We start from the raw sequence: 24,676 nt of genomic DNA on the forward strand, positions 1-24,676 counted from the left end.
AAATGGCACATGCCCAACCACCACCTTCTCAACGGTCTCTCCGGCCACTTGCAGTCCAGCGAATCCTGGGGCCGACAACAGGCCCTGGAACTGCTGCGCCAGATCCTGGCGCAATCGATGAGCAGCCTGACCCTCGCGCAACAGCGCGATTATGTGCGACTGCAACGCGAGGCCGTCGCCGCGCTCAAGGCGGTCGAAACAGAAAACGCCGCCTTGGTCGAGCAGTTCAATGTCAATGGCCAGGCGCAGTTGCGCGCCAGGCTCGGTGGCCTCGACCCGAACGAAATCCACATCAACACGCGCTACCTGGAAAAGGTCGATGCGCCCCTGCCCTGGGAGCCGCGCAGCAGCGCCAGCGAGGGCTTGACGCTAAGCTCGCGCTACAGGCGGGCGGTGGATGAGTGGCAATACCGCACACATGAATCAAGGATGACGTTATGGCAGGCCGCGTGCCTGAACTTCGACTTCGGCACCGGCAACCCTCAACAGTCCGGGCACAGCTATGTCGACGCCTCCTACCTGACCGGCGTGGATAAAAAACAGCTGAGCGTCAGCCAGTTCGTCGACATCAGCCGCGAACTGGACCTTGGCGGCCAACTGCATACCACCTTGACCAACACCCTGGGCCAGGGTGGCAAGCTGCACAGCTTGATTGAGGCCAGCACGCGCGCCCACCTGCTGTTCGAAGCGCTGGAGGCCTATCGCAACCGCGCCAGCACGGGCGTGATGCGGGATCGGTACGACGCGCTGGTGGGGGCGATTGACGGCAGCGGCGCGGCGTTGCCGTTCGATACCCTGAGCCTGGACTTCGACACGGCCATCATTCAGACCATACCGTTCGTACCTTCCGGCGAGGGCATTCCGCTGCCCTTGATGCTGATCCATGTCGGCAGCGTGGGCGTGGTGTCCTATTTTCCCTACAGGCCAGGCGGGGCCATGCGTTATCACCTCGACGCCAAGGCTGCCGGCGCGCAACTGCACGCGGACCTCAAGGCAGGCCATAGCGACGGCGACCTCGGTTGGTTTTCGCGGCAGTTGCCTATCCGCGAAGTCAATCAGTTCACCCAGCTCTTGCGCGAAGACCCGCGCCCCAAGGGCTTGAGCCTGGTGGCGGGTTTCCTCTATGACGCCTTCCACACGCTATTCCCGGAGAAAACCCTGGATCACCTCAGGTTCATCCACGATCCAAAACCGAGTCGTCCGCAAACCCTCGTACAAGCCCTCACCCAGCGCCATATCCGGCATTACCACACCAACCTCGGCATGCTTGCCACGCGCCGTTCGGAGCGCGACCTGCAAGGCGTGATCGACGGCGCGGCGGCGATTGCCGCCGAGATCATGGAGCTGCTGATGACACCTGTACCGGGCGGCGTCTGGGGCCTGAACCGGATCATGCAAGTCGTGGTCTTCGGCAACCTGGCCTACAGCGTGATCGTCGGCATCGACAAGGCCGCCAAGGGTGAAGCCAGCGAATTTGCCGGCGCCTTGGCCGATGTGGCTGACCTGGCAATCAACGGCCTGCTGATTTCCACCGCCGGGCGTGTCCATCGCCAGCGGATCGAAGGCCTGCTGCAACGTTTGGGCAACCCGCGCAAAGTGACCCGCAGCGACGGCACCCCTGAGCTGTGGAAACCCGATATCACCGCCTATGCCAGCCCCAACCAACGCCTGCTTGACGGCCAGATGCCAAATGCCCAAGGCCTGTACCTGATCAATAACCAGCAGTACGTGCGCGTGCAACAAGGCCAACAGCAGCTCGTGGCGCAAGTCACGGTCGATCCAAAGACCCAGGGCGTCGTGCTCAAGCGCAAGAACGGCAACGGCGTCACCGCGCCCGTGGTGTTCGACCCCAGGCGCCAAGCCTGGGTCCTGGACTTGCACAGTGCCGGCCAACTCTCGGACACCCAGTTGATTGGGCAAATGCTGCCCAACGGCGAAGCCCCCGTGCCCACCGTGCAAATCCGCAACCTGCTGCGCAGCACCGCTGTGTCCCGCGCCACCCTGGATGCCATCTGGGCCGGCGAGCAGCCGCCAGTCAACCTGATCGAAGCCTCCCGCCGTGTACAGGCCGACCGCGTGATCGAGCAACTGAGCAAGGATTTCCATCGCCGCGGCAACCTGCCCGCCCATGCCGGCAGCGCCGTGTTTGCCCTGCTGACCCAACTGCCAGCATGGCCCGCGGAGGCGGTCATTCATGTGCATGACAGTCAAGGCAACTTGCTGGAAAGCCACGCCGCCAGCGCCGACGCCAGCCACGCCATCAACCTCAAGCGCCGCGATGACGGCACCCACGTTGCCCTCGAAGCAGCGGACACCGACCTCGCCACGCAGGAGTCGCTGTTCGAACTGATCCTGCGCCAGCAACCCGCCACCTCCACCCTGGGCAAGGAAGGCAGCCCGCAGCTCAGCGAGACCCAGCGCATCGCCAGGCTGCGTGTACAGATCAGCGCCTTGGCGAGCACACAGCGCATCGCCCTGTTCCAGGCGCTGACCCGTTACAGCGGCCACGCCCGCCACCAAGTGCCGGAGGGCGACACGGCGCGGGCATTTGTGCCGATCAAGGCCGCGACCAATGGCGTGCAAGCCACGCCCTTGCTGAGCAAACTGCAAGCGCAATTTGCACCGCTGAGCCTGGCCAACCTCAAGCAACTGCTCGACACCCAGCCACTGACCCCGGCCCAGCAAAGCACCTACCTCAAGGACGCCAAGCTGCCCGACAACGTGCGCGAACACCTTGAACAACACCGCACCACCGTGCGCATCGACGCCGTGATCGACAGCCTCTACTACGCGCGGGTGTTCAACCACGACACTGACCTCTGGGTCCGGGAATTTGCCGGCAGCCTGCTGCGCGAGCGCCTCAAGCGCGAGTTTGTCGTCACTGAAATGGCGACCGGGCAGCCCAAGGACCGCTACAAAAGCAGCGGCCCCGACGACACCACCGTCGAGCTGCTGCACTACGGCGACGGCCGCTACGAAGCCTATGACATGCGCAACGCCGGGCCGATCCCGGTATCGCCGGCCACCGACAGTTTCTACCTGGCCATCGCCTCGGTGCTGCAACCCCACGAACGCAGCCTGCTCGGCATGAACTCCGCTACCGATGCCCAAGGCCTGCGCAACACCCTGGGCGACCTGATGAGCGAACGCCGCAGCCCCAGCGGGTTGGTCAGCTTGATGGACTATTCGCTGGGCCAATACCAGAAGCACAACCTGGTGCTGCCGGTCGACTTGCGTCCCAACCCCGAAGGCTTGTACGACTGGCAGGGCGAACAACTGATGGCGCTGTACGGCGCGTTCTACCCGGTGACGTTCGACCAAAAATTGCTGCAATGGCGGCTCAAGCACCCGCATAAAGTCGGCGTCGACACGCCCCGCCTGGAACACAACCGCCACGGCGCCTGGCGCCTGGAAAACGAAAGCCCGCTGAGCTGGGATGACCATCACCTGTTCTCGCGCCTGGGCAGCGATTTCAACGTGAGCCAGGCCACCAGCGAGCGCATCCTGAAACTCACCGATACCCCGCCGCGGGCATTGCGCGAAGTGCATTGCGCCGGCCTGCCACCGCCGCCGCTGTTGAAAGACAGCACCAAGCGCTTCGACATCGAGGCGCAGATCCTGCATTTCATCAAGGCCATGACCACCTATTCGGCCACCCGCACCGCGCGGCCGTCCCTGCAATTGCTGCTGGTGTGCGCCCTGCCGCAGTGGCCGGCCAGCCACGTGCTGCAAGTGCATGACGAGTCGGGCCGAACCACCGCGCATTACCCGGCCGCCAACGCCGACGCGCCGCATAAAGTGCGGATGTCGCAAGCACAAAGCCGCAGCCTCGAACCCCTGCTCAACCTGGTGCGCAACGACGACCTGACCCGCGCCCTGCTCGGCGAGTTGCCCGAGGGCCAGCAAGAGCGCCTGTTCAAACTGGCGAAAAAAATCGCCGAACACGCCTACCGCGAACGCAGCCAACTGTTCGACACGCTGTACGCGCAAAGCGAGCGCAATGGCAACGGCCTGCACAACCGCCTGCGTAACCACTACCCGCAATTGCCCGCCAGTGCGATCCAGGCCTTGCTCGACCACGCGACGCCCAAGGAGCTCAAGCATCTGGGCGAGAAAGACTGGGTGCCGCTGCGCCTGGCCGAACAAGCCAGGCTGACCGCCGACGATGTGCGCCTGAACCGCGCCTTCGAAGGCCTGTACCTGACCACCCTGGCCAACCCCGACAGTGAAACAATCATCCTGCATGCGCTCAAGCTGCTGCCCGGTTGGCCCGCCGATGTGCGCGTGGATATTCACCAGGGCAGCGCCAGCGGGCCGCTGCTCGAAAGCGCCGGGCACCTGGCCGGCCGTGACCGCAGGCGGCTAGCGCGGGTCGATGAGCGTTATCAAGCGTATGACGCCGAGGGCAAGCTGATCAGTGAGCAACCCTACGATTTGCTCACCGCGCTGTGGCAGGTACTCGACGACAGCGAACGTAAAGCCCTGGGCGTGGCCGACAGCGGCGACCTGAGCGCGCTACGCAACGCCATCGCCGACCTGGCCCTCAACCAGCGCATTGCGATCAAGGACCTGTTGGGCCTGGCGCACATTCCGTACTGGCTGCAACCGCCGATGCGCGTCGACAGCTCGTTCACCGCCTACCCCTTCACCGTGCAGGACCTGTGGCCGTTTGGTGGGCGCCACTCAAGGGACCTTGTCAACAAAGTACGCGAGCTTTACCCCAGCATGTCCCGCGCCAATGCCAATGACCTGCTTGATTCCCTGGGCCCGAACGAGCCGGCGGCACTGCTTGAGCTGGAACGGCGCAAAGCCGAATACCAAGCCCTCAGATACGGCCTCAACCGCTGGGCGAACGCCGAATACGCCGTGGATGCCGACAATCCGTTAAACCTCAACCAACGACGCATGACCGCACTGAACCTATTGAGCGCCTGGCGCCAGGAAACCCTGCGCCCGTACATTGGCGGGTTGCTCGATGCCCATAGCCTGGAGCTGCAATTGGACGGCAACACCCTGCCGGACGTTGACTTCATCTTGGGCACCCGAGGCTTTGCGCACATTGAGTACCTGAAAATCGCGGGCAATGCTTTTCCGGCCAACGGCGATGCGTTCCTGAGCAAGTTCGCCAACCTGCGCGAGCTGAAACTCGATTGCATGCTCACCCACTTGCCGCCCAGCGTGACCGCCATGGCACATCTGGAAAACCTGGACCTTCAGGACAACGACATCGTCCTCACGCCGGAATCACGCCAACGCCTGGCTGGGCTGACGCAGTTGCAGATACTGGAACTGAGCCACAACCCGCTGGGGTTGACGCCGGATGTCACTCGCATGCACCACTTGCTCAACCTGAACCTACGCCACACCGGCATCAGCGAATGGCCCATCGGCGCCGAACACCTGACCCAACTGCACAGCGTAGAGCTGCAGGAAAACCAGATCACCACCGTGCCCGAAGCCCTGTTCACCAACCCAGACATGCAACACGCCAACCGCAACACCGAACTGCACGAGAACCCCTTGAGCGCAGCGACGCTGCAACGAATGGCTGAATATCGCCTGCGCACTGGCAGCCGGTTCAACGGCGAGATTCCGGGGCAGGTGCACGCGCCTGTGCACGCTCCAATCCAGCCACCTGTGCATCCCCTGGGCACCTTGGGCCTATGGCTGGCTGGCGTCCCGGAGGCTGAGCATGGCCAACGCCGAATCGTCTGGGACCAACTGCAAGCCAACGAAGGCGCGAACCCCGACGATGTCTTTCGGGTCCTGGGGGATTTAAGAAACTCGGGCGACTACAAGAAGGGTGGCGCCCGAAGGGAAGCCTTGACGGCACGCGTGTGGCGTGTGCTGCAGGCAATGGCCGAGTCCCATGAGCTGCGAGAAGATATTTTTCTGCACACCTATGAGGCCGGCACCTGCGGTGACGGGGCCATTCTGGTCTTCATGGAGATGGAGATCCGCAGCAAGCAACATGCGGCGATGGCGCTGCCCAGTTCCAACCAAGCCACTCAAGCACTGAAAAAACTCTTGGATGGGCTGTTCTACCTGCGCCGCCTTGATGATTTTGCTCTCGAGCATATCGAACGGTTGCGCAGCGAACGCGAAGTATGGAACGCGCTAAACCCCACCCTTGAGCCCAAAGCCATGCCCGATGACGTTGAGGTCAAGCTGTACCTGCGCCTGGATATGCGCGTGTCATTCGACTTGCCAATGCAACATGAAAACAGGCTATACAACCCGGGTGAAGACCTGCTGCCCGCGGACCTGAACGCGATTCGCACCAAAATGAACACGCTGAAGTCCACCAATGAGGTGAGCCAGGCTTTGCAGAAAAACGCGATATGGATCACCTACATACGGCGCAGCAGACCGAAACGCTTCAGCATTGTCGAGATTCACGCCGATAAAATGATGCAAATACTCAGAGAACAAGTCCCCGACCCGCATTCCGACGAGTATCAGGAGCGCCGCCAATCCATCACAAAACTGAAAGTCGCCGAAAGCGAACGAGTCGTCAGCCAGTTCACCCAGAAATTCCTGACCACAGGTGAACTGCCCGCCGATTATTGATTTATTGAGACACCACACGACCCGCAAGCTTGGGCTGCAGGTTGAACGCGTAGTACAGCACCGTCAGTAGCACCAAAAACGCCGGGCCCACATACAGCGCCACACGTGTGTCCGGGAAGTACGCCATCAGGCCCACCACCAGCACCAGGAACGCCAGCGCCAGGTAGGAGCTGACCGGGTATAGCCACATGCGGTACTTGAGCCCCGCCTGCTCGGCCGGGCTCAAGCCTTTGCGGAATTTGAGCTGGGCCAGCAGGATCATCAGCCAGGTCCAGATCGCACCGAAGGTGGCGATGGAGGTCACCCAGACAAACACCTGGTCCGGCACCAGGTAATTGAGCAGCACGCCCAGCAGCAAGGCGAAAATCGACAGCAACAGGGCTTTGCGCGGCACGCCATTGCTGGAGGTGGTACCAAAGGTGGCCGGGGCCTGGCCGTTCTGCGCCAGGCTGTAGAGCATGCGCCCGGTGCTGAAGATGCCGCCGTTGCACGACGACAGCGCCGCAGTGATCACCACGAAGTTGATGATGCCCGCGGCGGTCTTGATGCCCAGGCGCTCGAAGGTCATCACGAACGGGCTACCCTGGGTGCCGATTTCATTCCACGGGTAGATCGACAGAATCACGAACAGCGCACCGACGTAGAACAACAGGATGCGCCAGAACACCGAGCCGATCGCACTGGGGATGGTCTTCTGCGGGTTGCGCGCTTCACCGGCGGTGAGGCCGATCATCTCGACGCCCAAGTAGGCGAACATCACCATTTGCAGGGACATCAGCACGCCCTGCACACCATTGGGCATGAAGCCGCCGTGAGCCCACAGGTTGGAAATACCCAACGCCACGCCGTCATTGCCAAAGCCGAACGCGATGATGCCGACGCCACCGATGACCATGGCAATAATCGTGACGATCTTGATCAGCGCAAACCAGAATTCGAATTCACCGAAGGCTTTCACCGCGATGAGGTTGATGGTGCCCATGCTGATCAACGCCGCCAGGGCCCAGATCCAGCGAGGCGTGTCGGGGAACCACACGCCCATGTACACCGCCACGGCGGTGATCTCCGCCACGCAGGTCACCAGCCACAGGAACCAGTAGTTCCAACCGGTGAGAAAACCCGCCAACGGGCCGAGATAGTCTTGGGCATAACGGCTGAACGAACCGGCGACGGGGTTGTGTACCGCCATCTCGCCGAGGGCACGCATGATCACCAAAATGGCCAGGCCGCCGATGATGTACGACAGCATGATCGCCGGGCCGGCCATCTCGATGGCCTTGGCCGAGCCGAGGAACAGGCCGACACCGATACAGGCACCGAGGGCCATGAGGCGAATGTGCCGTTCGCCGAGTTCGCGTTTGAGCGGGCCGCCTTGAGCGGTCTCGCCATGGGGCAGTGGGTTGCCGACTGGCATAGGGGTACAACCTCATTTTGTTATTGGATTGTCCGTTGAGTTTCAAGGGAACAAGCCGGTGAGCCTGCGCCCTTGCCGAAACCGGAGCCGCCTCATGGGCGGGCCCTTCTTGCCAGGCAAGATCAGCGGGCATGCAGTATAAAAAGCTCTACATAGGTTCTTTCACCATAAAATCCATTCTATTTAGTGAAAGCAGCTGCTAAAAGCACAAACAACAGGAGCATATACCCTATGTTCCTGGCAATAAACAGCTAGCGAATCGTTGGGAGGTGTTGCAGGACAGCGGCGCTGGCGGCATTCGTTATTGCCTCCTGGACAGCTCTATCTCAAGCCGTTCAATCAACGTTGAGTTTCCCCATGGATAAATCGGAAAGCTCGCGATGAAGGTCACGCAGCCAACGGGCAGGCTGGTGTTTTTCCAGCAGGACGCTACGAATGGAGACCCTTCAACGCCAACAGGCCGACCGCGAGCTGATCAACGGCCTGATCGATCATCTTGCCAGCGACGCCCCTGGGGCGACGCTGCACATCCCGGCGCACAGCTCGGTGGACAGCTGGTTGCGGCGCTACCGCAAAGCACAGAACGAACCTTGGCGCAAACAACAGTTGGCCTGGATCATCGATCCCGACAGCCAAGGCTTGCCCCTCCTGAGCCCTGGGCAAATCCTGCGTTTCTACGGCTACCCACAACCGCGCACGCCAGCCGAACGGGGCGTACTGTTGGATGCCTTGCATACACGTCAGGGTTTCGCCGATACGCCCGGGCCCCCAACACTGCACAGCGCTTTCGAGCAGCTTCACCAAGACACGCAAACCCTGGCGCGTGAACTGCGTGCACTGGTCAGCCATCATCATTTGGCCGATGACCCGTTCAACTTATTCGCCTTGTACCGAACGCGGTGCTGGCTGACGTCGAACTCGTTCTGGGCCCGAGCCATGGGCCATGCCGCCACCCTGTTGCAAGCCCTGATCGAACATCCAAGCCTTATTGCCCTGGCACCCGCGAGTGACGTTTACACCTTTGATCCCACCGCAGGCACCCTCAGCGGCACGTCAGTCGAGATCAGCCATGCACAGCTCTTGGCGCTCCCGCCGCAAGCCCGGTTTGACGAGCTCATGGCCGTCGCCGGGCGCCTGCAAACCTTCATTCATCAGGACGGCCGCTTCAGCCTGGCGCAACTGCTCCACCTGCATCAACTGCCACTGCCCGCGAGCCGCGAGGATGCCTGGGATGTGATCGAGCAACTGCAACAGGCTGAACCGCTGGCGGTGCCGCCCGCCTGCGACTTCGCCAACTCCGACGTAGCATTGATACACTACGACCAGCCCCTCGCTGCCCACGCTAAACCGCGCTGGGGCAATTACTGGGAAACCCTGGGGTTGCCCAAGCCGAGCGCGCTGACGCTCTCGGCGCAGCAACGCACCGCAGTCAGGGAGGTGGTCGCAGCTTTTCTGCCCGACTCAATCAATGGGCTGCTGACCACGTTGCTGGGCCCCTTGGAACCCACTGAACCTGATGAAAGCCTGCATCAATTACTCAACAGCCCGCGCTCACAGGCACTGGCCGACCGCCTGATCCGCGCGGTCGGCTGGTACGGCCTCGCGCCCGATGAACCGACCAACCGCGCCAGCCGTGACGCGCTGGTGCTGGGCGCGCTGATACTCAGCCTGGACCCCCACGCCGGCGAAGTTCGCTATCGCGTTGCCGGGCTCGACCTCAATCACAGCGACTTCTGGGGGCGCGATTACGTCGAACTGCGTCAGGCGGTCGAATTGCACCTGATTGACCGGGGTGTCGCCACCGCGCGCACTACGGCCCTTGCCGCCCACCTGCTACTGGCCGGTGCAGCGCCCGAATGCGTGGTGCGCGACATTCCAGCCTCGTTGTACTTCATGAGTTCCTACGCCTGGATGATCTTCAAGCAAGGCGTTCTACAGGCCGAGGCGCTGGCCAGTGGTGCAGCGCGACACATGACATTTATCGAGGTCATGACCCTGGCGACCCAGGAGGCCTGCGCCAATGAACACCTGTGGTACGAACACTGCGCCACCGCCAGCCTGATTGACTGGGGCGTTGCCCGGAACCTGCTGCACCCTGCGCCCGAAGGTCCGGCCTATTCGCTCGCCGCCATCGAGGCGCTGAAACAGCAACTGGCACCGCGCATGCAAGCCCTCAGGTCCGCCAGCCAACAATTGACCACTGCGCTGGTGACGCGTCGCGCCTTGGCCCTGGCCGATTTGCAACGCGTCTTTCCCAACCATCCCTTGCTGGAAAAACAATGCCTGCGATGGGTCAAGGGCGTCGGCAAAGCCCCGCCGTTTCGGCGCGCCCACCCTTCCCCCCAAAGCCTGGTGGACCTGCACATCAGCGGAGACCTGACGCCGATCCGCCCAGAATGGCACTCGACCGACCGACAACTTGATCTCGCGCGGCTCAAACCCGGTTTCAAATACCTGAACAACATCAGTGCCCAGTTCAACCACGCCGCCGACGCCTACGTGACACGCCTTAAAAGCGCCTATACCCACGCCATACAGTACCTGTTGTCGCAACTGCCCCTGGCTGACAGGCAACTGCTGCTGCACGGCGAACTGCAACTGTGGGTGCTTCGCCAGCCCGCCAAGGTGCCTCTGGACCAGGAGTCAGTCGTGGATAAAATGGCGCGCACCGGGCGTTACGGGGTCCTGCTGCGCTGCGAGCAGCGTCCGGTGGTGACGTATTACGAACTGTTCCCCCTGCGCAACCAAGTGCGCAAGAACCCACGCCTGCCCATCACGCTGCAAGCAGGCGGGCAGCCGTTTTCCTTTAGCACCGGCAGCGCCAACAGTACCCGTCCGCACAATCAGTTGTTTATCGGTAGCCGCTTGGCCATTGACTGGACCGCATACGCCACCGGCTCCCCTCCAAAAGCAGAGCAATGGGCTACGGTGATCACCGACCGGTTGAACCTTGATACTCCCCAGGCCAGCGACGCGCCTTTTGATATCGATGCGCCCCGCAGCCAGGCAATCGCCCAGGCGATCACGCGACAGCACTTGTTTCTCGATATTGATGCGCTGCTCATGCAGGCACGAGGATCCAACATCCTTGAGGATCAACAACGCATCAACGATGCCCTGGTAGGCCACTTGCTGAACCTGATCCCATTTTGGTCATGCGTTAGAGGCCTGACCTCGGGAGATACCCGCCAAGCCATCGAGGGCGCATGGAGCTGTTTTTTCGATGTGCTGGGGGTGTTTGCCCCGACTCAAGTGTTTGCCTCGCGCACACTGTCGACCCTGGGCAAAAGCTTGCCGGCCAGCCGTAAACTGCTGCAACTGGCATCACTCAGTGCGCGCTATGTGAACGCAACGTTCAACCCACTCGACGGCTTACCGTCGCTGGTGCGCCTCGGCGTCCACGGCTGGGTAAGGCTGAGCAAAGCCGGGCGCCACTTGATGGACACTGCACTGGGGCACGCGCGGCAACGCTTGGCCAAGGGCAGTGGCCGGGACTACAGCCGCCTGCTCGAACGGGCCGATGTGGAGAACGCGCGCCTGTTTCATGCCGAGACGGTAACCCACCTGCCGGTCATCCATCGTCCCGCAGCCTGGTATGGCTTCGACCCTTTCAGCAGCCGGCCCTATGGCCCGCCACTGGGTGACCTGCGCCTGGATTCGGCGCTGGTCACCCACCCGATGCGCAGCGTCGACGGCTATCAGGCCCGTGTGGTGAAGCGCCTGTTTGAAACGCCGCCGTTGATCATTCCCCGTGCCGACGCCACCGACCTTCTTGAGCGTAATCAGCTCTGGCGATTGGCCCCGCACAACCCCGCACAGTTGAACGACATCGTCAGCGCCGCCTATATTCGACTCAGCGACGCCCTTGAGAGCACCTGCCCGCTCGGCCGGGCAAAACGCAGCCCGGTGCCCATTGTCTGCTTCAGCAAAAAACTCTATCCCTTCCTGGGCTCCATCCATAAACGCAGGGTCCAGGCCCTGGACCATATCCGACTGATTCCAGGACCGGTTGTCGGGGGCGCCAACCGCCGACTGGTGCTGCACCGCCGGGTGTACGAGGTCGTCGTGACGCTGAGCGATTTCGAGCTCAGGCCACTACGGCCACGCACGCCCTTGACCTACAAACAGCAGGTCAGCGCCCAACGGATCGACAACGAACCCCAGTTCGGGCTGCCTGGCGACGAGCTGGATAACCTGCTGAACCGCCAGACCCAAGTCGTGCGCCTAGCCGGCATTCACGACGGCATAGACGACAGCCGCACCCTGCGAGCATCGGTCATCACCTTGCCAGGCAGCCCGAGTGGCCCCCAGTGGGTCGTCGAGGCCGACACTGGCGTGTTTTACGCGACCACCGCCACGCCCGCGGGCCCCTTGCACTTGCGGCAATTGGATTACAGCCTGGACGGTGAAGACAGTGCACTGATCCGGGCTTTCTGCGACTGGCGCAACCAGCACCTGAACGCGGGAGGATTGATCCCGGACCAGCCGCTGGTCGCCCTGCCCACCCTGGAAACCCTTTACCGCCAACTGACACGCCGCGGTTTCGATGCCGCGCGCCTGGCTCGGCTGCGCACCCAAGCCAGCCGGCTTAGCGTACTCAAACAACGGGAGTTATTGCTGAACGCCTCCGACCAGGGACGACGCCTGGACATCCAAGTGGTCAACCAACCGATCCAACTGGAGATCTGGCCACCCCGCCCGAATGTGCCCGGTGGTGCCAACGCCCAACAGATCAATCGCTATATGGCGGAGCGGGCTAGAGAGAGCACTTTGGCCGTGGTGGAAAAAACCGGCGTTGGCTCGGCCAACACCGTCGGCATGGGCGCCGCCGAAATGCAGCGTTGGCGGGTAGCCGAGCCCGTCGTGATGTGGGAGTACAGCAAAATGGGCCATCCCAATTACACCGAAGTCATCCTCAAGACAGGCGCAGGCAATTGCGACCAGATGGCCCACATCGCCTGCGAGCTGATCCGTACAAACGGTGGTACTGCAAGTGTCTGGGGCACACGGCCGGCTGGGCATGCGTTTGTCGTGGTGGGCACGCCACCGCCAGGCTTGGTACAAACCATCAACTTTGGTGAAGTCGGGTGGGACGACGTGTGGATCAGCGATCCGTGGTCGACGGTCACCAGCGCAGCGGCTGATTACATCCACGCACTGACTATCAAAATGATCGAATGGGACCTGCTGGATATCTCGGTGTTTTTCAAAGATGCCGGGGCTTATCGATGGGCGCGAGCCAATGATCCGGCCTGGCTCGCGCGCCTGACCCTCAGCGACAAATTGCCAATACCTTGAAACGCCAGGATCGCCGCCATCGACTAAGCTTGCAGCAAGTCCGATCAATCTGCGTGCAGGATCAATCGACTATGGGCGCACTGTGGCAAACCGACTCGACCCAGGCTGCGAAAGTACAAGGCAGTTCGGACCCAGCGCCGTCACCCGAAAACAAACCCCGGCCCCGTTACGCCCGCCGTGTGTTCTGGCTCATTGTGCTGATGGGCCTGATTGCCCTGGGATTTGCCGCCGCCAAGGAAATGCGCACCTCACGCCTGCAGGCCCAGGAACTCAGCCGCCTGGCCCGCGACCTGACCTATCAGGTCAAACCCGGCCCCAGTGACGCCATTGCCTACCCCGGCGCCGGCCCATTCGACCGTCGCCTGGGCTACAGCGACCTCGATACGTTCCTGCCGCGCCTGCTCAAGCGCGGGTATGTGATCGAGGCCCAGGCACGTTTCTCGCCTGAATTGATGGACTACAGCGCCAAGGGACTTTTTGTGCCCTATGCGGAAAAAATCCAGGCGGGATTGTCGATCACCGATTGTCGGGCGGTGCCGTTGTATCAGTACAACTACCCGCAACAGCTGTACGCCAGCTTCGCCGCGATTCCGCCACTGGTGACCAACAGCCTGCTGTTTATCGAAAACCGTGACCTGCTTGACCCCGCCCAACCCCAAGCCAACCCTGCCGTGGACTGGCCGCGGTTTGCCAAGGCGGCGTGGTCGCAAGTGGCCAAGCTGTTACATCTGCCGGGCCAGAGTGCCGGCGGGAGCACCCTGGCGACCCAGTTGGAAAAATACCGCCATTCGCCGGATGGCTTGACCCTGTCGGGCGGCGAGAAACTGCGACAGATGTTTTCCGCCGCCGTGCGCGCCTATCACGATGGGCCGCAGACGCTGCCTGCACGGCAGAATATCCTGCGCGACTACCTCAACAGCGTGCCGCTTTCCGCCGTGCCCGGCCACGGCGAAGTGCATGGCATGGCCGAAGGTTTACGGGTGTGGTACGGCGCCGATTTCAACCAGGTCAACCAGGCGCTGACCGGGCCGGTCAACGCGGCGCAAGGCTTGGCGTTGCGCCAGGTGCTGTCGCTGATCATCGCCCAGCGTCGGCCGTCGTATTACCTGGCCAGAGGCCGCGAAGAACTCGCCCAACTCACCGACAGCCACCTGCGCCTGCTGGCCCAGAATGGCGTGATCGAACCGCCGTTGTTGCAGGCCGCACTGGCGAGCCAGGTCACCTATCGCGACTGGGCGCAACAGCCCACGATCCAGCCGATCGAAACCAACAAGGGCATCAGTGTGGCCCGCAGCCGCCTGGCCGCCCTGCTCGACCGGCCGCTGTACGACCTCGACCGCCTGGACCTGTCCGCGACCTCCACCCTGCAAGCAGAGCTGCAAGGCCAGGCCACCGACTACCTCAAACACCTTGCCGACCCTGAATACGCGCGCCAGGTCGGCCTGCTCGGCGAGCGCCTGCTCACCCCCGCCAGCACCGCGCAAGTGCGCTACAGCTTCACCCTGTTTGAACTGACGCCGGATGGCTCGCGCGTACGCGTGCAAACCGACAACACCGACCAACCCTTTGACATCAACGAAGGCAGCAAGCTGGAACTGGGCTCCACGGCAAAGCTGCGTGTGCTCACGACTTACCTGCAAATCATCAGCGAACTGCACGACAAGTACGCGGCAAAGGCACCGGCTGAGCTGAAGAAAATCCCGGTGGATGACCAGGACCGCCTAAGCCGCTGGGCCCTCGACTACCTGATCCAGGCGCCGGACAAATCCTTGGCAAAAATGCTCGACGCCGCCCTCGATCGCACGTATTCCGCTAACCCCGGCGAACGATTTTTCACCGGCGGCGGCCTGCACACTTTCCATAACTTCCGCAGCCAGGACAACGGTCGCAGCCCAACCCTGCGCGACGCCCTACGCGAATCGATCAACCTGCCATTCATCCGCCTGATGCGCGACGTGGTGCGCTACGTCACCTACGCCGGCGAAAACAACAGCGCCGAACTGCTCAAGGACGACAACGACCCGCGCCGCCAGGAATACCTCGCCGGTTTCGCCGACCGCGAAGGCACCACCTACCTGCGCAAGTTCTGGAAGAAATACCAGAAGAAAGACACCCAGGCGCGCCTGGAAACCTTCCTCGACAGCCTGCGCCCCACGCCGATCCGCCTGGCTGCCGTACACCGTTATTTGCTGCCGAACGCCAGCCAGGCGAGCTTCAACCTGTTTGTGCGCGCCCATATGACCGGTGTGAAAACCACGGTAAAACTGACCGATGAGCGCCTGGAAAAACTCTACAAGGATTACGGCCCCGGCACCTACGACCTGCCCGACCAAGGCTATATCGCCAAGGTGCACCCGCTGGACCTGTGGCTGCTGGGTTACCTGCTCAACCATCCCGAAGCGACCTTTACCGACGCGGTCAAGGCCAGCCAGTTCGAGCGCCAGGAGGTTTACAGCTGGCTGTTCAAGAGCCGCCATCAAAGCGCACGGGACAGCCGCATCCGCACCATGCTGGAGATCGAGGCGTTCCTCGATATTCACCAGCGCTGGCGAGACGTGGGCTACCCCTTCGACCACTTGGTGCCGTCGCTCGCCACCGCCATCGGCAGCTCCGGCGACCGCCCTGCCGCGTTGGCGGAGCTGATGGGGATCATCCTCAATGACGGCGTGCGGCCCCGCGTGTTGCGCATCGACAGCCTGCACTTCGCCGCCGATACTCCCTACGAAACCCGCATGGTCAACGACCCGGCACCGGGCAAGCGGGTGATGCCGGTCGAGGTGGCCCAGGCCTTGCGCGGCGCGCTGTCCCAGGTGGTGGATGCCGGCACCGCCAAGCGCGTCGCCGGCAGTTTCAAACTGGCCGACGGCACGCCCCTGGCCATGGGCGGCAAGACTGGCACCGGGGATAACCGTATCGAAGCGATTGGCGCGGGTGGGCGGATTCTCAGTTCAAAATCCATCAACCGCACCGCAACCTTTGTGTTCTACCTAGGCGAGCACCACTTCGGCACGTTGACCGCGTTTGTACCCGGCCAGTCCGCCGAACACTTCACCTTTACCTCGGCGTTGCCGGTACAGGTGCTCAAGGGCATGGCGCCGATCCTGCTGCCGTACCTGCAGCCTGGCGAGCACACGCAATGCGTGCCCGGCCCATTAGTCGACGCTGAAAAACACCCGCCGCGCCAGGGGTAGTCCAATGGCCGAGCGATGAATCTCCAGCGCCTTGCCTCCCGCAGACTCGGCACGCGCCTGGGCTTTTCGCCCCAGACGGTTCTGCTCGGGGGTTTTCAGATGGCCGGCACTGAAATGGTCGTCCAGCGCCTGAGCTCGCGCGTAATGGAAGTGGGCATAGGCCAACACTTTTTGGGGCTGCACGGCCTCCACTCGGTACACCTGCAAGTAATCCACAGGCGGCCCCTTGAGCATGACCCGTGGCCCCTCCCGCACAATGCGGACTTGATTGTGCTGATGCAGAAACACCAGACCGTCCAGGGTCAACACGTTGTCGCACGTGGCGCGAATCCGCACAGCCAGCCCTGCCTCGTTCAGCCGCGTCACCGCCTTGCGCAGACCCGCTTCGGCCGTGCGGGCATTGGCTTGCTGCACCGCGGCCAAACGAGGCGTGCCCTCGCTGTTCAATTTGTCGCGGATTTTGTTGGCCAGCCAAAGGTGTCGACGCGCTTCGGCTTCGAGCAGGTCTTGCAGGGAGGCCAGGTCATTGGCGCGGGCGGCTAATTTGTCGACGTTGGCGATGGTGCTTTCGACCTCCTGCAACAGCGTGCCGGCGCTCTTCAACAGGCTGCCCAATTCGGGGTCAGGACGTGGCACCCGCGTTGGCGGCGCCTCTTCCCAGACGCCGTCATCAGCCTCGTTGAAGGTGCCGATCACACTCCCGCTGGCATCCGTCAACTGTGCCGCGGTGCTGCTCTGCGACTCCGTACGGGCCACCAGCAGATCACGGTTGCGCATACGAATGATCTTCTTGTTGCGCTGAACAGGAGCGGGCTTGGGCTTGGGCACGTCAGGTGACACAGGCCGCAGTAATGCCGTCAGGTCACGTTCCACCTGCACATGCAGCGTGGTGAGCAGTTGCTGAAGTTTTCCAAGATAATCCAGCTCGAACTTTTCCGGTTCCATCGCGCGCCAGAATTCGATCTGGTCATCAGTCTGGGCGAAGACGTGGTCGATGCTGTCGAGCAGCTCAATCCGTTCGGCATCGCTCGCCTGCACCTGCGCCAACTCTGCCAGCGAACGGCTGGCCCAACGTGCGCGCACGATGGTTTCGGACATGCGCTCAAACAGATTGTCCTCAAACACAGGCCCCGGCACGTCGATGGCCAGCCCCCACAAGGTACTCAATTGCAGGGACTGCAGGTCCAGCAAGGAGGGCCGTACTGGCGTTTCGGCGATCAGCGCAGCCGCCTTATCGCGTCCAAACCGAGGTACCTGCTGCAGCGCGTTCAGGTAGCGGTCTTCCTGGCTGCGCCAGTGAATCGCCTGATCATAACTGGCCGCCAGCACGCGCATGCCCTGGTTCAGCGCGGCATGGGCCTGGGCGTCACCGCCTTCGTCGGAACGTTTGAGCAACGGGACTACCCGAGCGTTGGCCTGCCGCACCTCGGTGCTCATCTGGATGTCGATCAATTGCAGGGTGAGCACGATGGACTCCAACAGTTGACTCAGCTCCGCTTCATAACCTGGTCGTGGTGCCAGCTCGCGCAAGCGCCGCAGCATGCCCAACTCGGCTATGGATTGCCGGGCCTTGTCCTCCAGCGCCTTGCGGTAGCGGGCCTGGGCCTGACTGCGTTGCTGTTCGTCGCCCGTTTCCTGGAGGTGCTGCAATAGATTGCGTGCAATTTCCATGGCGCGTTGCAACCGCGTACGTTCAACAACGGCTTGCTGGTACTGGGCTTCCAGCTGTTGGCGGTCAACCGGTGTGGCGTGCACTGGGTCGGCGCCGCCGCTCAAGCGCAGTTGCAGATCGAGATCCCAGCTTGCGCCACCTTCGGCTTTAAGCCACGGCCCTTGGCGGCTGCCATCAGCGCTGATGATCCGCACCCGCCCCTGTTCTATGCGCACGCGAAAAAGCTGACCCCGTACCAGCGCCTGCCACTGTTGCTGAACCCGCAGCAAGCCTTGCCAAGCGCCACTTTGCTGAGCGCCCGGCAGCGTCTCGGGCCAAGGTTTTGGGAACGTCCGCAGGCTCAATGCGTCCAGGCGAGTTTGCATAGGCTGTGTCAGCACATCACGGGCATTGGCCCAGGCGGCAGGGGCGACAAAAGGCGCGGGCGTCGGAATCCGCGTGAGCGGCACGCTGGGGGGTTCATCCTTGGGTTCGAATACCGCGTGTTCGAGGTCCAGATGCTGCTGCACATCATGGGGCGTGGCCTGGTGCGCGATGATCACCATCAGGTTCACCAGTACATCCAGCATCGCCGCACTGCGAGCTTGTGGATCGCTGCTTTGCAACCCGGCGATGTCTTTCCCTGCACTGTCCATCACCTGCACCAGCCAACCGACGAGCATCAGCGGGCCGCTCAACAGGGGTTGCAGCGTGCCGAACAGCAGCCAGCCGATGCGCTTGATACTGGCCCAGCGTTGCTCGGCATTCGACACCGACTGGCGGTCGGCCAGCGCCACCAACGCCTGGGCAGTGGCAGTAAACAGCTGCCAGGCCGGGTCGCCGCTGGAGACGGTTTTGCTCAACTGGGCGGGTGCGGGTGTGTCATAACGGCTGAACTCGTCGCCCGGCAGAAAGTGCCGTACATGGGGCTCGCGAAAACCACCATTGGCGTATATCGCCTGGCGCCGAGGTTCTATCCAGGTCAACACGCTCTCCTGCACCGCGCCCGGTTGTTTGATCGCTTCGAACAAGGCGTCGAGCGTGGCAAATTCCAGTAACGGCGGCTCGAACAATGGCCGGTACAGCAAGTGGCAGCCGTCGGCCCCTTGTTGCGGGCCAACAATGAACACATTCGCCACCGTGTCCACCGTCGACCGAGCCGTGGCCTTGAATGCCAACGGCCACAACGCCATGCCTTGACGTTCCGCGGCTGTGGCTTGCAGTGCCGCGCGCAGCCGGCGAAAGCCTTCGTGGGTAAGGCCATGCTCGCCTTTGATCTGCCACTCCAACGCTTGCATCGGCAGCTGAATGCGCAGTTGCTGGCCGAAACGCTGGCGACGGCGGGCCGCTTCGGTCTGGTCATCGATCAGGTGCTTTTTCAGCAGGGTCGGGTAGGTCTGGCCGACGTCGATGCGCGTCACACAGGCCTTGAGCTCGTCATAACTCAAACCGGCCGGGCTGATGGCCTTGGCGGTGTAGGGAAACCCGGCCAGGTTTTCCAGGGCCAACTGCGTCAGGCTCACCTCGACACGCTCGACCTCGCCCGCTACGAAGCCGCCGGGCACCGGTACTGCGGCGGCGATCACGCGCTCGAAGGTCAGGGTGATGTCGTCCGGTTTGAGGTGGGCCGCCTTGGGTTCATTGCGCAGGCAGGTTTGCAGCTGCTCGCTCGCGTACCCTTTCAGGGTGGGGATAGCGTCCAGAAAATGCGCTGTGCCGTGCTGCTGGCGGTCGAGTATCAAGGCCTGCAGCAACTGCGCATAGGCGATGCTCGCGTCAGCATCGGCATGCAGCAGCCACAGCGGCAACTTGTCGTGCAGGTCGTGCTGGCGATCACTCAGCGGGCGCACAAACCAGCGCTGGCTGTCGGTGATCATGCCCAGCTGCGTTTGATAATCCTCCAGCAGGCGCGGCACCTGGGGGTTGAGGTTGGCAAGGTCGTGCAATTGGCGCTGCAAGTAACTGGCGGCCAAGGCATCAAAGGGATCGCCCTGGACCTCGGCGGTAAACCACGATCCCCTCTGGCGGGTGTAAGCCGGCAACAACGCTTGCAGCGCATCGAGGTCAGCCAGCGCCTGCACGCCGCTGGCCGGGCTGAACAACCAATAGCTCGTTTGAGACGGCTGACTGAACAACAACAGCGGCAACATCTGCGCCGGCTGCTGCAGATGCACAGTTTGCACACGCAGCGTCGAGCTACGGGCACTCCACAGGCGATCGGGTCGACGTTCGTGCAGTTGTGCCTTGGGGAATGTCGCGTCAAAGCGTTGCCGGGCCATGCCCGGTGGGGGGGAGGAATCGAAAAGCAACTCCAACAGCTCGTCCGATAGATAGCCCCAGCGCGTCATCTCCACCGGCAGCGCTTCACGCCACCAGGCTTGCAGGCGCTGACCATAGAGCGTCAGCAGCGTGGCTCCGCAGTGATTGATCAACGACTCAATCTCGGCAAGGCTCGGGCCGACCGACACGTAGCTCTCGCGGACACGCTGGAACACCTGATGATACTGCTCCACCAGCAGCGTCGGACGTGCGGCGGCCAGACGCTGCAATACCCAGTCAGGCAATGATCGATAAGGCCCGCTGGGTGCCGCGACAACCAGGTGACCAGCAGCATAGTGACGCCCGGCGAAATGCAGGTCCAGGTAGGCCTGGACACTGTCGTTGGCGACGTCGTTCAGGGACGGAGGATCACTGAACAGCGCCAGCACCTCCTGGATACGAAGGTGTCGCAAGGACGTAGCGGAAACGGTCATCAACTCAGTTCTCGGTGACATTCAAACCGCCACCCTAACGCTGTCGCCTCCCTACCCCGCACTACACAATTACCTCACCGCAAGCTTACCGATGCTGGCGTGGAACTCCCACACACAGCAGCAACTTGGCCGATGGCGCTCCCCCGGTCCGGGTTTCTAGATTGAGTCCACATCCCTCCTATCAGAGACCCTCCATGGATATCCGGATCAACCATCGCAACATGACTCGCGAGCAAAAAACCACGTTAGTCGAAGCCGTGCTGCGCTTGAAAAACGATACCGCCAGTGTGCTGCGCCCCGGCCTGCAAAACCGTTACGACGACTTTGTATAGGTGCACAAAAACGCCATGGGCGGCGCCGACCAGTTCCAACCCATGCCGCAACGCAGCCCGTTGTTTTTCCCCTGGCATCGGGTGTTCCTGCACCAGTTCGAACGCGCGCTGCAAACAGCGGCCAATGACACCAGCATCACCCTGCCATTCTGGGACTGGACGTTGAACGGTCCCAACGATCCCTTCACCCCGACCTTTCTCGGTGGCAATGGCGACCGTGAGCAGAACTTTCGCGTGGTCACCGGCCCCTTCGCGGCACAGGCTGCTCAGTTCCAGGTCAGGGTATGGGACGAGGATGCAGGCGACCCCGGTTTGCGCCGTGATTTTGGCAACGAAGCCGGCGCGCACTTGCCCGATAACGAACAGGTCACCGCCGCCTTGTCCAAAACCCCTTACGCCAGCGGCCCCGATACCTGGCTGAATTTCTGCGAAGGCATGCTGCACGACCCGGTGCATCGCTGGGTGGGCGGCAATATGGGGTTCAACAGTTCGCCGAATGACCCGGTGTTCTTCCTGCATCACTGCTACCTCGACCTGCTGTGGGAACGCTGGAAACGCCAGCACCCGACCCTTTCGCCGTACCTGCCGCAAGCCGGCTGGCCGGACCTGGACCTGGAGGCCAGGCTGGTGTTTCACGCCGCGGATAAAACCGCGCCCTGGACCGAGACCTGGACCGTGGGCGACGTGCTGACCACCGAAGCGCTGGACTACACCTACGGGCAGTTCACCGCACTCGCGCCGAACTGCCCGGTGACCCCGCCACCCTCGGGGCCAACGGTTCAATTGGTTGAAGACGACCTAACTATCTAATCCCTGGCACCTTCCGGCCAGCCATAGGCTGATGGCCTTGTCTACAACACAAGGTCATCCGCCAAGCTTAAAGGCTCGCACGATTCACTGATCGAACGCCGTTTGCCCGACTGACTGGCGACCACCGCCTGAAGGAAGAAAACCTCGCCGCCCGTTCGTAGGCCTCTACGGCGCGATCGCATCAAACACCATGTGCACCGTGCCGGAGTAATGGCCCGGACGATAATCGTCAGCCGGCTTGATCGCGGCGATTTCCAGGCCGACGCGCTTGCCCGGCCGCGCGTCGGCGGTGGACACCACTTCGGATTGCGTCAGCCCCAGCACCACCTCATTGAAGGTCACGCGCAGGTCGACGCGATCCGTACCGTTGAACAGGTAAGCCTCCTGGTCCAGCCGCGCGCCGATCGCGCCGCCGACATTCTTCACATCGAACGGTGCGCGCAACGTGGCCAGTTGCGAACTCACCGGGTTGTAGGCCAGCTTTTGCTCGCGCTGCACCAGTTGCGGATCCACGGGCAGTACGTAGAAGTCGGCGGTGGGAATAGTCACCGAGACCTCGAATGTCTCGCGCTCGACGGCGGCCTCCAACCGGGATATCGACAAGCCCAGCACCATCACGAGAACGACCAGCGCAATTAATCTGTACATGGCTTCACCCCTTGACCTCGATTTTGCGGGTTGCCTCGCCTTCGACCAGGCTGAAGCGGTATTCGCGGCCTGGTTGCTTGTCGAACCCATATGAGCGCCCGGCACGGATGTGATGGCGCAAGGTCGGGCGGCACTCCTGGGGCGCAGCGGTGGCGCAGTCCTTGAACTCATCGATCACCACCACGCTGTTGCCGTTGTTGCGCAGGGTGTAGCGCTGGCCGTCGTCCTGGATCTGCGTGTTGAACTGCGTGTTTTTCGGCCGTACGAAAAACACCGTGCCGTAGCCGGCCAACACCCGGACGCCCGCCGCCAGGCTTTGCTTGTAGTCGGCGCGCTCTTGTTCGGTGACGGCAAAATCATCCTCGGCCTGGGGCACCACCGGCACGAAGCGCACGCGGAAATAACGCTCCTTGTCGCGGTTGCCCATGAACAGCAGGCGCGTGCCCTGGGTGCCGTTGGCCGGCACGATCAGCCGCGCCGGACTGGCCATCAAGCCATCGCGGGCGCCGCCGCCGGGCTGGTTTTGCAGGGGCACTTCGCGGTAAGTGCCATCGTCGTCGTAGATCATCTCGAGGATATTGACCTTGACGAACGCGGTGGACGTGCCGCCGTTGAACACCCGCTTCATGTAGGTACTTTTATCGCCGGCGAGATAGTCGTACACCACCCCCACATTGATCTGCGGGCCGGCCAGGGCGCCGAGGGAACACAGCGACAAGGCGCACAGCATCAACAAACGTTTCATTCACTCAACCTCATGTAAAAGCGCTTCAAACTTGTGAATCCCAGACCACGGTGACGGTGCCGGAGAAGGTGCTGCCGGGGTGGTCGAGCATCTGCTCGACAGCGTCGGCCTTGATTTCGAAATGCAGGGTGCTGGGTTTGCGGTCAATGTAGTGCGTGGGCTGGAACAGCTCGGTGCCACTGCCATCCAGGCGCAGGGGCAGGCGGTTGACCGGGCGCCCGGCGCCGTCGCTGAGGCCATTGGGCAGCGTCACCGCAATGTCCAACGGCACCTGCACGCCTGCGGCATTGCGCACGCTGCAGGTGTTACCCAGGGGCTCGGGACATTCGAGGGTCATCTTGAAGGCCGAACTGGTCCACAGGTTGACGCTCTGGTCACGGAACAGGCGGCTGGGTTTGCGCCCGTTCTGCAGCCAGGCCTGCCAGCCGCCTTGGGGCTCCAGTTGGATGCGATTGCCGCCGGGGGGGACTTCGACCTTGAGGTGGTGGTCAACGTCCAGGGTGAAGTTGAAGGTCAGGGTGTCGTCGGTCGGGATCATGATGTCGCCGAAATCAAAATCCGCGCTCGGCCCGATGGTGTAGGTGGTGGTACCAACGTATTGGCCTGCGTCCATTTTCAATGGATTGGGGGTTTTCAGCTCGTACGAATACTCGAACGTTTCGTAAAACAGCGTTGAAATGTCCTTGGCCGCAGGTACTGCGCAGGCACCGATGTCGACCGGCGTAATCCACGACCACAACAAATATCGATCGTTGCCAATCGCGTAGCCTGTGGGCAAGCAAGGCCTAATAGCGTATTGCCACCCACCAGTGCCGTAGAGCCAAAGCCACCGGTCTGAGACTGGCAACACGTACTTACCCCCAATGCCCGCAATTCTGACCTGCAGCGTTTCAGTTTTCGCCGTCACCGTATTGGTCACCACCAAGTCCCGCCATTCAGTAGGCACCTTGAACATCGCGCCTTTACGCGGGTCTGTGTGATTGCCCAGAATTGGGCCGTTGGAGTTGAACTGAATAGCCGTGGTCCGAATACTGAAAATCCCCAACTGCTTGCACCTCTCAGGAATATGCCAAGGGCAGATGCCGCTTTCCGGGGTGGTGTTCTTGAACCGGTTGACCATCGGGTTGGACGGGTCAGGGCGAAATTGCGCGGTGATCTCCTGCACCAACGCCTGGGCGGTTCCTGCCGCCAGGCACGCCCACAAGCCCATGACATACAGTGCGGTTTTTCCAGCGCCCCGCGATAGCTTGACTACAGTCATCCG

At 62.2% G+C, this 24,676-nt stretch carries 10 protein-coding genes; 5 read left to right on the plus strand and 5 right to left on the minus strand.

The window, feature by feature from the left end:
* The first annotated feature begins 9 nt into the window (after window positions 1–9).
* A complete protein-coding gene (locus ACP7BX_RS04130; RefSeq protein WP_426128376.1) occupies window positions 10–6,570 on the plus strand; it encodes an NEL-type E3 ubiquitin ligase domain-containing protein in 6,561 nt (2,186 codons plus the stop codon).
* Window position 6,571: 1 nt separating this feature from the next.
* On the opposite strand, the gene ACP7BX_RS04135 is transcribed toward ACP7BX_RS04130, so the two are convergent.
* Window positions 6,572–7,984, minus strand: coding sequence for an amino acid permease (locus ACP7BX_RS04135; protein ID WP_269132955.1), 1,413 nt, complete (start codon window positions 7,982–7,984; stop codon window positions 6,572–6,574).
* Between the two features lie 435 nt (window positions 7,985–8,419).
* Between ACP7BX_RS04135 and ACP7BX_RS04140 the strand changes: the two genes are divergently transcribed.
* Window positions 8,420–13,282, plus strand: coding sequence for a hypothetical protein (locus tag ACP7BX_RS04140; protein ID WP_426128374.1), 4,863 nt, complete (start codon window positions 8,420–8,422; stop codon window positions 13,280–13,282).
* Window positions 13,283–13,353: 71 nt separating this feature from the next.
* On the plus strand, window positions 13,354–16,473 hold the full coding sequence (locus ACP7BX_RS04145; RefSeq protein WP_426128372.1) for a transglycosylase domain-containing protein: 3,120 nt from the start codon (window positions 13,354–13,356) through the stop codon (window positions 16,471–16,473).
* Here ACP7BX_RS04145 and ACP7BX_RS04150 read toward each other — a convergent pair.
* Window positions 16,435–20,877 carry a hypothetical protein gene (locus ACP7BX_RS04150; protein WP_426128370.1) on the minus strand — a complete coding sequence of 1,481 codons (4,443 nt, stop codon included), beginning with the start codon at window positions 20,875–20,877 and terminating at the stop codon, window positions 16,435–16,437. The two genes, ACP7BX_RS04145 and ACP7BX_RS04150, sit on opposite strands and share 39 nt — an antisense overlap.
* A gap of 194 nt (window positions 20,878–21,071) precedes the next feature.
* On the opposite strand from ACP7BX_RS04150, the gene ACP7BX_RS04155 reads away from it, so the two are divergent.
* The gene (locus tag ACP7BX_RS04155) at window positions 21,072–21,209 is read left to right on the plus strand and encodes a hypothetical protein (protein ID WP_314525112.1); all 138 of its coding nucleotides are present in this window, start codon (window positions 21,072–21,074) and stop codon (window positions 21,207–21,209) included.
* Entirely contained in the window at window positions 21,210–22,019 is an 810-nt protein-coding gene (locus ACP7BX_RS04160) for a tyrosinase family protein (protein ID WP_426128367.1), read from the plus strand.
* Between the two features lie 165 nt (window positions 22,020–22,184).
* On the opposite strand, the gene ACP7BX_RS04165 is transcribed toward ACP7BX_RS04160, so the two are convergent.
* The 3 genes from ACP7BX_RS04165 to ACP7BX_RS04175 are packed head-to-tail and all read right to left on the minus strand — an operon-like array spanning window position 22,185 to window position 24,673.
* On the minus strand, window positions 22,185–22,667 hold the full coding sequence (locus ACP7BX_RS04165) for a CS1 type fimbrial major subunit (RefSeq protein WP_314525108.1): 483 nt from the start codon (window positions 22,665–22,667) through the stop codon (window positions 22,185–22,187).
* A gap of 4 nt (window positions 22,668–22,671) precedes the next feature.
* Window positions 22,672–23,412, minus strand: coding sequence for a molecular chaperone (locus ACP7BX_RS04170; protein ID WP_426128365.1), 741 nt, complete (start codon window positions 23,410–23,412; stop codon window positions 22,672–22,674).
* 25 nt (window positions 23,413–23,437) lie between these two features.
* A complete protein-coding gene (locus ACP7BX_RS04175) occupies window positions 23,438–24,673 on the minus strand; it encodes a hypothetical protein (RefSeq protein ID WP_426128363.1) in 1,236 nt (411 codons plus the stop codon).
* Between the last annotated feature and the right edge of the window lie 3 nt (window positions 24,674–24,676).

The sequence above is a fragment of the Pseudomonas sp. DWP3-1-3b3 genome (assembly GCF_049896305.1).
In the GTDB taxonomy this organism is placed as follows: Bacteria; Pseudomonadota; Gammaproteobacteria; order Pseudomonadales; family Pseudomonadaceae; genus Aquipseudomonas; species Aquipseudomonas azotoformans_A.